We start from the raw sequence: 11901 nt of genomic DNA, 5'->3' as shown, positions 1-11901 counted from the left end.
GGAGGTGACGGCGCGCAAAGCCCCGTCGTCCGTTCCCCGCCATCCGCCCCCTGGTCCAGTCCGGTGTAAATACCACAGCAGAGATTCAACGGCACTACCGCTGGTGGAACCTGGCGGCGAATTTCTGCCGGGATTTACTGGTGTTCCGCCGCGGCCCGCGCCGGCCGCTTACGCGACCGTGGCCAGCACGTCAGCAATGGCGCTACAGAGGTAGTCCATGTTGGCTTCCGTCATGCCGGCCACGTTGATTCGCCCCGAGCCCACAATGTAGATGGAGTAGCGCTCCCGCAGCGCTTTGACCTGCTCTGGCGTCAGGCCCGAGAAGGAGAACATGCCCCGCTGCCGGGCGATGAAGCTGAAGTCGGTCTGAACGCCCTTCTCGTTCAGCGTCTCCACGAAGAGGTGGCGCATGGTGTTGATGCGCTCCCGCATGGCGGCTACCTCTGCCTCCCACAGGCGGCGTAGCTCGGCGTCGTTCAACACGGTGGTGACGATGGCCGCGCCGTGGGCCGGCGGGTTGGAGTAGTTGGCCCGGATCACCTGCTTCACGTGGCTGAGGGCCGCCTGGGCCGCGTCCGGCGTGGCCGCCACCAGGGTGAGCGCGCCGACCCGCTCGCTGTAGAGGCCAAAATTCTTGGAATAAGAATTGGCGATGAGCAGCTCCTGCCCGGGCCGGGTCAGGGCCAACACCCCGGCCGCGTCCTCCGTCAGCCCCTGGGCAAACCCCTGGTAGGCGAAGTCCAGCAGCGGGAGGATGCCCCGCTCCGCCACCACCTCGGCCACCTGGGCCCACTGGGCGGACGACAGGTCCACGCCGGTGGGATTGTGGCAGCAGGCGTGAAGCACCAGCACGTCGCCGGCCGGGATGGTGCGGAGGGTCTCCAGCATGGCCTCAAAGGCCACGTCGTTGGTGCGGCTGTCGAAGTACGGGTAGCTGGCCACCTCCAGCCCCGCTGCCCGGAAGATGTTGGGATGATTGGGCCAGGTAGGGGTGCTGAGCCAGACAGTGGTCCCCGGTTGGGTACGGGCGAGGAAATCCGCAGCCACCCGCAGCGCGCCGGTTCCTCCAGGCGCCTGGGCGGTGACAGCACGCCCGCTGGCGATCACCTCGTGTTCGGGGCCAAAGAGCAATGCCCGGGTGGCCGCGGCATAGGCCGGCGAGCCATCAATGCCCAGGTAGGTCTTGCTGGTTTCCTGGGCCAGGATGCGCTCCTCGGCCCGTTTGACCGCCTGCAAGATGGGCGTATGGCCGTTGGCGTCCTTGTAGACGCCCACGCCCAGGTTGATCTTGTTTGGGTTGGGATCGGCCTTGTACGCCTCCGTCAGCCCCAGGATGGCGTCGGGCGGCGCGGGAACAATCTTTTCGAACATGGGATTCCGTATCCTCGCTGTCATTTGGATCCACAGATTTCACAGATGGGCACAGACGATTTTTGCCTGCTGTCTGACATTGTTGCAACAGCGCCAGCAATGACTCCCCTGCAAAAAGGGTATTTTTGAACGCAAAGGCGCAAGGGTGCAAAGGCGCAAAGAAGCGCAGGAGAGAATCACCCGAATCAGCGTTCATCTGCGTGGGTCAGCGTCCTAAACCTTGTTGCAGCAGAGCCAGCAATCGGTTAAACAAACAGATCGACGAAGTCGAACTTCTCCACATCCACCAGGCCCTGATCGGTGAGCTTCAGCTTGGGGATCACCTCCAGCCCCATGAAGCTCATGGCCATGAAGGGGTCGTGCAGGGAGGCCCCGCGCGCGGCCGCGGCCTCCAGCAGGCGGTCGTAGGCGACCCGGACTTCCGCCACCGGGCGGTCGCTCATGAGCCCGGCCACCGGCAGGGGCAGGGAAGCCACCACCGTCTCCCCTTCCACCACCGCCAGCCCGCCCCCCAGGCCAGCCACCGCCCGGGCCGCCGCCATCATGGACCGGTCATCTGCACCGATCACGATCAGGTTGTGGTGGTCGTGGGCCACGGTGCCGGCAATGGCCCCCCGCTGCAGGCCCATGCCCTGGATGAAGCCCAGGCCCATGTTGCCGGACGCGTGATGGCGCTCGATCACCGCGATCTTGAGCAGATCCCGGGATGGGTCGGCCACCGCGTGCCCCTCCTCCACGGTCACAGGCAGGATGCGCTCCTCGGTGACCAGCTGGTTTGCGATGGCTCCAATCACCCGGACCTGTTCGCCCCGGGCCGGGATGCCAAAACGCACGGCGGACCACTCCACGTTCACCGTGGCCCCTACGCTCTCGGGGAGGGTCGGCGTCTCCAGGTTCAGGTCCGGCACCAACTGTCCTGCCTCGGCCACGAGCTGCCCCCCCGCGTAGACCTGACGGGGGCGGAAGTCGTGCAGGTCGTCAAAGATCACCAGGTCCGCCAGGCGCCCGGGCGCGATGGCGCCCCGGTCGTGCAGGCCAAACCATTCGGCCGGGTTCAGGGTGGCCATCCGCAGCACAGTGATGGGATCCAGGCCGAAGGCGATGGCCTCCCGCACCATGTGGTCGATGCTGCCCTGCTGGAGCAGGTCCGCCGGCATGCGGTCGTCGGTGCAGAAGCAGATGCGGCGGCTGTTGGCCGGCGTGACCAGGGGCAAGAGGGCGTGGAGGTTGTGGGCGTTGGTCGCTTCCCGGATGAGGATGTAGAGCCCCCGGGCCAGCTTTTCGGACGCCTCCTCTACGGTGGTACACTCGTGTTCGCTGCCGATGCCGGCCGCGACATAGGCGTTCAGGGCCTGCCCCCGCAGGCCGGGCGCGTGGCCATCCCGCGGCCGGCGGTTGAAGGCGCTGATCTTGGCCAGCACGCCCACATCGCCGTGGACCACGCCGGGGAAGTTCATCACCTCGGCCAGGCCGTAGACGGTGCCCGCGGCCAGCAGCTCGGCCAGGTCGTCGGCGTTCAGGGTCGCGCCGCTGGTCTCCATGTGGGTGGCCGGCACGCAGGAGGGCGCCATGAGGACCACCCGCAGGGGAATGGCGCGGCTGCTGCGGGCCATGTAGCGGATGCCGGCCGCGCCGGCCACGTTGGCGATCTCATGGGGATCCGCCACCACGGTGGTGACGCCCCGGGGCAGGACGGCCGCGGCGAACTGGGCCGGAATGCAGAGGCTGCTCTCGATGTGGACGTGGGCGTCGATCAGCCCGGGCGCCACCAGAGCGCCCTGGAGGTCCACCTCCTGGGTGCCGGTGTACTCCCGGCCGATGCCGGCGATGCGCCCATTGTGCAGGGCCAGATCGCCCGCTTCGATGGTGCCGTTGAAGACGTTGATCAGGCGGCCGTTGCGCAGGACCAGCTCAGCGGGCCGATCCCCCCGGGCCACGGCCAGCAATTCAGGGGAGCTCATGCCAGGATGCCTCCTCGCTCCAAATTTCCGCCCATTATAGCGCCATCAGCGCCATTCACTGAAAGCGCTGGGCAGCTGACGCCGGGTGGCCAGCAGCAGACACCAGAACAGCCAGGCCACCCCGGCCAGGATCAGGTGGGCACCCCGGGGCAGGAGGAACGGACTGGGCAGGGCGCTGAGGCCTGCCACCACGGCCGGGGCCATCCACCACCCAGGCAGAGTGGGCTGGCGCATCAGGTCCACAGCCAGCCAGAGGGTGACCGCACCACCCATGAAGAGCCCCGCGCCCATGAGCCCCAGGGCCAGGGTATCCACCAGCAGCACCAGCTCATAGGCGTTTTGCTGGTTCGCCGCCCAGGGCAGGCCCTGCATCCAAAAGGCCACGCCGGCGATGGTCAGCGCGGCGGCCAGCAGGATCAGGCCGGACTGGAGCATGGTGGCGATGCGATGGGCCGGGATGTAGCCCCAGATCAGGGCCACCAACAGGAGCATCCAGCTGAACAGGGCCAGCAGCCACAGCCACCAACCCAGGCGCCAGATCCAGGCATGCTCCACCAGCCAGACCTGACGGGGCAGGAGCACGCCCATGACGTGGAGGCCGGGGCGCATCATCAGGGCCGAAAAAAGCCCGGCTACCAGCACCGCCAGCGCGCTGAAACCGGCTGCAAAGATGATTTTCATGGAATGCTTCACCTTCGATGATTCCTGACGCCAAATGACCCCACAGCCACGAAACTTCCTCCTGGCTAAGTGTACCCCATCTCTCCCCGGCTTGTCATGTCCGACTCCCTGCCGGGGAAAGGGGCTGAGGGTGAGGGGGTGAACAGCAACCCAGGTTGAACAATTGTGTCAATGGACATACAATGAAGACCGACGGATCCGTTCTTGCCGGCCCAAACCTTTTGCCAAAGGAATGACCATGCAGATCACCATCCACGGCGCGGCCCAGGAAGTCACCGGCTCCCTCCACCTGCTGGAAGTCAACGGCCACCGCATCCTGCTAGAATGTGGCCTTTTCCAGGGGCGCCGCGCGGACACCTACCAGCGCAACCTGAACTTCCCCTTCGACCCGGCCTCCATCGACACCCTCATCCTCAGCCACGCCCACATCGACCACTCGGGGAACATCCCCAACCTGGTCAAACAGGGTTTCCGGGGCAACATCTGGTGCACGGCTGCCACCCGCAACCTGAGCACCTACATGCTCCTGGACAGCGGCCACATCCAGGAACAGGATGTGCTCTACCTGAACAAGCGCCGGGCGCGCCGGGGTGAGCCGCCGGTGGAGCCCATCTACACCCGCCAGGACGCCCAGCGCTGCCTGGATCAGTTCATCGGCGTGGGCCTGCACCGGCCGGTCATCGTGGCGGATGGGGTTGAGCTCACCTTCCACAACGCCGGACACATCCTGGGCGCGGCCCATGTGGCGCTGGATATCCGGGAGCACCAGACGGGCAAGCGCTGGCGGCTGGTCTTCAGCGGGGACATCGGCCGGGCAGAGAGCGCCATCCTCAACCCGCCCGAGCTGCTGAAGGAGGCCGACATCCTCATCATGGAGAGCACCTATGGAGACCGCCTCCACGATAGCTACGAGTCGGCCCGGAAGAAGCTACGCCGGGTGGTGAACGATACCGCCCGGCGCCAGGGCAAAGTCATCATCCCCGCCTTCGCGGTGGGCCGCACCCAGGAGATCGTCTACGCCCTCAACTACCTGGACGCCCAGGGGGAAATCCCAGAGCTGCCGATCTTCGTGGACAGCCCCCTGGCTGTGAACGCCACCGACGTCTTCCGCATGCACCCGGAGGCGTGGAATCCCACCGTCCAAGAATTCCTGGTGGAAGATCAACGCCGCAGCCCCTTCGACTTCCATGGGTTGGAGTATGTGCGGGATGTGCGCCGCAGCAAACAGCTCAACAACCTGGTGGGGCCGGCCATCATCATCAGCGCCAGCGGCATGGCCGAGAGCGGGCGCATCCTCCACCACCTCAAGAACAACATCGAATACCCCCAGAACACGATCCTGCTGGTCAGCTTCATGGCCCAACACACCCTGGGCCGCCGCCTCAAGGATGGCCACAAGCGGGTGCGCATCTTCGGGGAAGAGTACGAAGTGCGGGCGCGGGTGGAATCCATCGACGGCTACAGCGCCCACGCCGACCAGGCCGGCCTGCTGCGTTGGGCCGGCTCGTTTGACCGCCAGCGGCTCCAGGAGATCCTCGTCGTCCACGGCGAGCCCGAAGCCGCCAACACCCTGGCCGAACATCTGCGGGCAGAGCACAGCGCCCAGGTCCATGTCCCCAGCCGTGGGCAGACTTTCCAGTTTTAGCCCGATCCCCAGCCCCATTTATCCAATTTATGACGCCAGCGAGATGCGCCCCCTTTCAGGTGGGCGTATCTTTTTGAACCGCCCCACGTCCTGATCCCGTAGAACACCCAGAAGTCAGCTATGACGACCTTTGCACTTTCTTTGCACTTTCATTTTGAGCCACATGGCGTTGCTACAGCCGAGTCAAAGATGAAAGCCCTCTGACGAAAGGAGTCCCTGATGGGTAAAACCGACCGTGCCGGAAGACGATGGCGGCGCGGCCTCGCTTCCATCGCGCTGGCCCTCGCGCTGTTGATGGTGGCCTGGCCCGGTGCAGCCCTGGCCGGCCGTGACGAAGTCAGACACTACACGGTCCGACCGGGCGATACCCTGTCCGAGATCGCCCTCTGGTTTGATGTTTCCGTGGGCGCGCTCATGCAGGCCAATGGCCTCCGCAACCCCAACCACATCTACACAGGCCAGGTCCTGGTCATCCCCGGTGCGTGGCATGACGACATGGACATGGGCCAGAAGTGTGTCGACTACCACACCGTCCGCCGCAATCAAACCCTCTCGGCCATCGCAGCCTACTACGGAATCGACCCCTACGATCTGGCCAGGGCCAACGGCATCTACAACCTCAACCAGATCTACAGCGGCCAGAAGCTGTGCATCCCTGGTCGGGGCAAAGGGGAGATGAAGCCGCCCATGGGTGGCACAGGCGGTCCGGTGCAGGCCATGCCCATGAAGCCCCCTCCCATGGGTATGCCTATGGAGACCATGCCGCCCATGGATCCCCCCATGAAGAAGCCCATGGACAGGCCAATGGATTCCATGCCGCCCATGGACGCACGTCCAGACCGGCCAGAGATGAAGCGGCCGCCGGAAAAGCCGATGCAGGGGCCCCCACCCAAGGAAACTCCCTGGCATGGGGTCTACTATCGGGGCAAATACTTCGAGGAAGTGGCCTTCGAGCGGGAAGATCCAGAGATTCGCTTCTACTGGGGTACGGGAAGCCCGGGCGAGGGCCTGCCAGAGAACTACTTCAGCGTGAAGTGGGAGCGCATCGCCTTCTTCCCGCCGGGCACCTACCGCTTCTTCGCCACCGCGGATGACGGCGTGCGGGTCTTTGTGGATGGCCAGCTCATCATCGACGGGTGGCACATCCAGCCGGCCACCGAGTACCAGGCGGACATCCAGCTCCAGGGCGGCTACCACAAGGTGCAGGTGGACTATTTCGAGGAGAGCAACGAGGCCACCATCCGGGTCCACTGGGAAGCTCGCCGCTGACCTCGGGGGGAAGCCTCAGGGCTGGATGGCAGAGGTCTTGTGCGCCTGATAAGCCTGACGTAACTTCTGGGCCATGGCGTCCAACCCCAGGGAGCCCACGTAGCTGAGCATCTCCCGCAGAAGCTGCTCCACGGGGGCGCCGGGGGGCCGCAGATCGGCCAGGGTCAACACCACGTCCACATACTCTTCCAGCAGGCTGCGGCGCCCGGCGAAGCGCAACGCCCGCCGCAGCCAGACATCCCGGGCCGCGGGCTGGCCCTCCAAATGGGCCAGCCGGGCCAACCCCATGAGCGCGCGCACGTGGGTGTACGGGTAGAGGTTCACCGGGTCGGCCAGGGCCTTTTCCAGCCACTCCCGGGCGTCCCGGTGCTCTCCCCGCTCCAGGGCCACCAGTCCCAGACCGATGAAGGCGCTGTTCCGGTAATTCTCGAAGCCGGGCCGCTGGGCCAGAAAGTCCACCACCCGCTGGAGGCGCCGCTCCGCCTCGTCCAGACGGCCAGTCCGCAGGGAGAGAAAGGCGCTGGCGATGCGGGGCCACATGCTGGCCAGCTCAGACGCCACGCCGGGCACCATCTGATTGAGGGCCATGCTCTGCTCGTTGAAGGCATAGCTCCGCTCCAGGTCCCCCTGGAGCCGGGCAATGGCCGCCAGTTGATGGTAGGCGGTGCTGGCGATCCACAGCTGGCCGGTCTCTCGGGCCAGGGAGACCACCGCCTCCAGGCAGCGGGTCGCCTCCGGCAACTGCCCCTGGACCAGCAACGTCCAGCCGTAGTCGAAAAGAGGCAGGACGGCGTGGAAAGGCGCCAACAGAGCCAGGATCTCGGCCACCGGGTCGCCGGGGACTGGGGGCGGCGGAGTGTAACGGGCCCAGGTGGCGCCATCGTCGGGCGTGTCTGGGCTGTAGATCAGCCGTCGCCGGGCCAATAGATCGGCAATGGTCTGGGAACGCACCACCGGATGCTCCGATGCGGTGAGCGTCTCCATGAGCTCGCTCAGGAGCTGGTTGCTCTCCCGCTGCTGGCCCAACAGGGCCAACAGGGTGGTGAGGCGGCTGTGGGCGGCCAGGAGCAGATCCCGGTCCCCCCGTTGATTGGCCCAGGCCTGGAGCCGCCGGTAGGTGTCCAGCACCCCCTCGGCATCCAGCAGGCTTTCGTAGGCCAGGCCCCGCCCCTGGAGCGCCCGTTGCACCAGCTCCGGAGCGGCGTCCGGCTGGCCGGCCAGCACGTCCAGGGCCTGGTCGAAATGTTCGATGGCCTGGCGAAAGCCGAAGGTTCGAGCCAGCCGTTCCCCGGCCAGCACACTGTAGTAGGCAAATTCCTGCCGGGCCGTGGGGCCGGCCTGGCTGAAGTGGAAGGCGGTCTCCCGGGGATTCTCCTCGGCCCGCTGCAGGGAGACCAGGGCCTCGGCGATCTGCCGGTGGAGACGCCGGCGCTGGAGTGCATTCAGGTTATCGTAGGCCACCTGGCGCACCACCGCGTGGCTGAAATCCAGACGTGCGTCCGGCTGTTCCAGCAGGAAGCGCCGCTCCAACAGGGTGGCCAGGCCTGCCATGGGATCCTGGGGGGCCGCCGCCTCCAATAGTTCCACGCTGAAATCCCGACCGATGGCTGCAGCCAGTTGCAGCACCTCCCGCGCGGCCGGGGGTAGCCGCTGGATGCGCTCCAGGATCAGCTCCTGGATGCGCTGATTGCGGCGCAGGGAGAGGAGCTGTTCATACTCCTGGCTCCAGTTCTCCACCAACACCCGCCAGGTTCTTTCCTCTGTCGGCTGTCCTGGAAATCGCTCCATCAGATCCCGCAGCGCCTCGGTGACAAAGAGGGCATTGCCCTGGGTGGCCGCGTAGAGCCAGTCGGCCAGGGCGGTGCTCCTCGGTTCCTCCGCGCCGGTCAACATGTACACCATCCGCCGGACCTGTTCCAGGCTGAGCCCCGTGAGGGGAAGAAGCCGGTTGGGGCGGGTGCGGCGCAACGCGTGGAGCAGGGTGATCAGGGCCTCGTTCTCGGCCAGGTCATCGGTCCGGTAGGCCAGCAACACCAGCAAGGGCAGCTGGTCCACCCGCTGGGAGAGGCGGCTGAGGACGGCCAGGGTATCATAGTCGGCCCAGTGCAGGTCATCCAGGAAGAGGACCAGGGGGCGCAGGCGGGCCAGGGAGGCCAGGAAGTTGACGATGCCGTCCACCAGGCGCTGGCGATTTTCATCGGCGCCGATGGTGGTATCGCCGCCGCGGGTGGGCAGTTCCGGCAGTCGGTCCTGCAGGCTGGGGATGAGCTGGGCCAACTGGGCCAGGCTGGCCGGGGGCAGGGCGTGCAGGACTGTGTCCGGCAGGCTGTGCAAGTAACGGCCCAGGGCATCGGCCAGGGGAGCGAAGGGCAACTGTTGCTCCAGGGCCTGGCAGGTGGCGGAGAGGACCGTGGCGCCGGCGTCCACAGCCTGCTGGAGGAGGTGGCAGGCCAGGCGCGTCTTGCCGACTCCCGCTTCCCCTTCCAGGGTGAACAGGCCTCCGGTTCCCGCCAGCGCAGCCTGCAGGCCGCTTTCCAGTTGGGTCCGCTCTTTCTCCCGGCCCACGAAGACGCCGGTGAAGTGTTCATCCATGAGGGGGAAGACGGTGTGCTGGGGCAGGTGCAGCGGGGCCGGACCCTGGTCTTCCCCGGTGGTATCCTCTTTGGCCCGGAGCGCCGCCCCCTGCAGTTGCGCCGGTGCCGGCTGGATCTCGCCGTTGAGGATCTGCTGATGTAGCTGTTGGGTCAGGGGGCTGGGGTCGGCACCCAGCTCTTCGGCCAGGACCGTCCGGCAGCGCTCGAAGGTGAGGAGGGCCCCGGCGCTGTCGCCCGACAGGGCCTGATAGCGCATGAGGGCCTGGTAGGCCGTCTCCCGCACGTCGTCCCGGGCCAGGATGCGACGGCACGCGCTGATGGCGCTGGCAAAGTCGCCGGCAGCGGCGTCCAGCTCGGCCAGCTGGAGCAGGGCGTTGAAGTAGCGCTCCCGCAGCCGCTCCCGCTCATTTTGAAGCCAGTCCGCGTAGGGATCCTCCATCAGGTAGTCGTCGGTGTAGAGGTCCACGGCGGCGGCCAGGTGGCGGCGACGCTCTTGCCCCCTGGCCGTGCGGGCCAGGGCCAGCTCCGCCTCGAAGGCTTCCACATCCAGCCAGAGGGTAGGCTGCAGGCGAAAGGCATAGCCCGGGCTCTGGGTGACCACGTAGCGGGCCGGTGCCCGGTGGGGTCGCTCCGGTTCCAGGACATTGCGCAGGGCGTTGATGGCGCTGCGCAGGGTGGTGGCGGCAGTCCGGGGGGTGCTGGCAGGCCAGAGGAGCTCGATGAGCCGGTCCGATGCCACCGGCCGTGGCCGTTCGGTGATGAGGATCTTCAGGAGCTGGCGGGCCTGGCGGGTGTGCCAGGCGCTTTCATCCACCGGCTGGCCGTTGCGGATCACCCGCAGGGTGCCGAAGGTGTAGATCTGAATGTGGGGAAGCGGTTTGGTCGGCTCTGCGCCAGAAGCATGGTGCGCGTTAAGCATGTAATTGAACGGGTATGAACCAGCAACCTGGACTCAACAGGGGCTTGATGGGGCGCTCCATTTCGGAGGACCAGGACGGCCATGCTGGCTTATTGTACCCAAGGAGTAGCCGATCGCCAAACAGGGTGCTGTGGGCGCCGCTCCCTCAACCGCTGCCGGCCCCGGCCCGGGAGCTCTCCCGGATGATCAACTCGGGCTCCAGGGCCATCTGCACCGGTTCGCCGGGTTCCTGGCCTGCCTGCCGGCGCTCGATGATCTTCTGGAGCTCGCGCACGGCCACAGAGCCCAGGCGGATGAGCTGCTGGCGGACGCTGGTCAAAGGGGGCCAGAAGTAGGGCGCCTGGGGGATGTTATCGTAGCCCACCACGGCCAGATCCTCCGGGACTCGACGCCCCAGCAGGTGGGCCGCCCGCAGCACGCCCAGGGCCATCTGGTCATTGCTGACAAAGACGGCATCCAGATCGGGCACCTGCTCCAACAGGCGGTGGAGCCCTGCTTCGCCGCTGGGGGCATTCCAGTCGCCCTCCACCACCAGGGATGGATCGGGGGAGAGGCCGGCTTCTTCCAGGGTGGCCTGCCAGCCGGCCTGCCGTTCCCGGGCTTCCCACCAGCTCAAGGGCCCGGTGATCAGGCCGATGCGACGGCGACCTTCATCCAGCAGGTGCCGGGTGGCCAGGCACGCGCCCCGGCGGTTGTCCGCCGTGACCACGGCCACCCCCGGGCGGAAGCCCATGGTCAGAAAGATGATGGGCGGAAGCCGGTGGAGGCGTTCTTCGCTCACCCAGGCCCGGTTCTCCCCCACCTCGTGCACCGCCCAGATGATGCCATCCACCCGGCGGGAGGTGAGGATGCCCAGCACATGCTCCACGTTGTCCGCCTCGGGCGTGTGAAGCAGGTCCAGGATCAAAGAGTAGCCCAACTGGTTGGCTTCCCGCTCAATGCCCACCAGGGTGCGGGATGGGCCGTAGTACTCCAGGCCGGAGACCACCACCCCCAGGGTGCCGCTGCGGCGGTTGACCAGCCCCCGGGCCAGCAGGTTGGGCTGGTAGCCCAGCTCTTCGATGGCGCGCAGGATGCGGGCACGGGTAGCAGGGGAGACCGGTCGCTTACCGGTCAGGGCGTTGGAGACGGTGCCGGCGGACACCCGCGCCCGGCGGGCGACTTCGACGATGGTGACGCGCTTCTGGTTGGTCATGGTCAGGATCCTGGCGGTGCCGGCGGTTGGGATGGCCCGGGGTCGACACCGTCCGACCCATCCCAATCGCGCGAGATCTTTAAAACGTTTTATGGCGGCGACCACTGGTCATTGTAACGATTTCCACCGGCCTGTCAATTGCCCGCAATTCCAGGGGTATATTTCACATTTGTCGATGCAGGATGTAGGGACAGGGGCCCAGAGGGCTCCCCGCCCTGTCCGGCGTGGGCGGGCGCAGCAAGCAGCGCCCCTACAGCGGCGTCCGA

General features: G+C 66.6%; 7 protein-coding genes. 2 read left to right on the top strand and 5 right to left on the bottom strand.

From position 1 onward, the window contains the following. Positions 1-168: 168 nt before the first annotated feature. From FKZ61_RS16475 to FKZ61_RS16465, 3 genes are all read right to left on the bottom strand, one after another. A complete protein-coding gene (locus FKZ61_RS16475) occupies positions 169-1371 on the bottom strand; it encodes an amino acid aminotransferase (RefSeq protein ID WP_141611231.1) in 1203 nt (400 codons plus the stop codon). Between the two features lie 245 nt (positions 1372-1616). Further along, positions 1617-3332, bottom strand: coding sequence for an adenine deaminase (gene ade, locus FKZ61_RS16470; protein WP_141611230.1), 1716 nt, complete (start codon positions 3330-3332; stop codon positions 1617-1619). Positions 3333-3377: 45 nt separating this feature from the next. After that, positions 3378-4013, bottom strand: coding sequence for a hypothetical protein (locus FKZ61_RS16465; RefSeq protein WP_141611229.1), 636 nt, complete (start codon positions 4011-4013; stop codon positions 3378-3380). 238 nt (positions 4014-4251) lie between these two features. Here FKZ61_RS16465 and FKZ61_RS16460 point away from each other — a divergent pair, with 238 nt between their 5' ends. Together FKZ61_RS16460 and FKZ61_RS16455 are read left to right on the top strand one after the other, a co-directional pair. Beyond that, positions 4252-5658 carry an MBL fold metallo-hydrolase RNA specificity domain-containing protein gene (locus FKZ61_RS16460; RefSeq protein WP_141611228.1) on the top strand — a complete coding sequence of 469 codons (1407 nt, stop codon included), beginning with the start codon at positions 4252-4254 and terminating at the stop codon, positions 5656-5658. Between the two features lie 219 nt (positions 5659-5877). After that, a complete protein-coding gene (locus tag FKZ61_RS16455) occupies positions 5878-6927 on the top strand; it encodes a LysM peptidoglycan-binding domain-containing protein (protein WP_141611227.1) in 1050 nt (349 codons plus the stop codon). 15 nt (positions 6928-6942) lie between these two features. Here FKZ61_RS16455 and FKZ61_RS16450 read toward each other — a convergent pair whose 3' ends face one another. Both FKZ61_RS16450 and FKZ61_RS16445 read right to left on the bottom strand, forming a co-directional pair. Next, positions 6943-10440 carry an ATP-binding protein gene (locus FKZ61_RS16450; RefSeq protein WP_141611226.1) on the bottom strand — a complete coding sequence of 1166 codons (3498 nt, stop codon included), beginning with the start codon at positions 10438-10440 and terminating at the stop codon, positions 6943-6945. Positions 10441-10585: 145 nt separating this feature from the next. Next, positions 10586-11635 (bottom strand): LacI family DNA-binding transcriptional regulator, encoded by a 1050-nt coding sequence (locus FKZ61_RS16445; protein WP_141611225.1) that lies wholly within the window; start codon positions 11633-11635, stop codon positions 10586-10588. Positions 11636-11901 lie beyond the last annotated feature (266 nt).

Source organism: Litorilinea aerophila (assembly GCF_006569185.2).
Classification (GTDB): Bacteria; Chloroflexota; Anaerolineae; order Caldilineales; family Caldilineaceae; genus Litorilinea; species Litorilinea aerophila.
The sequence above is the reverse complement of the archived record's forward strand: the minus strand, read 5'-3'. Positions and strand labels throughout refer to the sequence as shown.

Bases quoted from the DNA above. Each gene is read 5' to 3' on its own strand.
- FKZ61_RS16475 (WP_141611231.1), bottom strand. From the start codon at position 1,371: ATGTTCGAAAAGATTGTTCCCGCGCCGCCCGACGCCATCCTGGGGCTG.
- ade (WP_141611230.1), bottom strand. From the start codon at position 3,332: ATGAGCTCCCCTGAATTGCTGGCCGTGGCCCGGGGGGATCGGCCCGCT.
- FKZ61_RS16465 (WP_141611229.1), bottom strand. From the start codon at position 4,013: ATGAAAATCATCTTTGCAGCCGGTTTCAGCGCGCTGGCGGTGCTGGTA.
- FKZ61_RS16460 (WP_141611228.1), top strand. From the start codon at position 4,252: ATGCAGATCACCATCCACGGCGCGGCCCAGGAAGTCACCGGCTCCCTC.
- FKZ61_RS16455 (WP_141611227.1), top strand. From the start codon at position 5,878: ATGGGTAAAACCGACCGTGCCGGAAGACGATGGCGGCGCGGCCTCGCT.
- FKZ61_RS16450 (WP_141611226.1), bottom strand. From the start codon at position 10,440: ATGCTTAACGCGCACCATGCTTCTGGCGCAGAGCCGACCAAACCGCTT.
- FKZ61_RS16445 (WP_141611225.1), bottom strand. From the start codon at position 11,635: ATGACCAACCAGAAGCGCGTCACCATCGTCGAAGTCGCCCGCCGGGCG.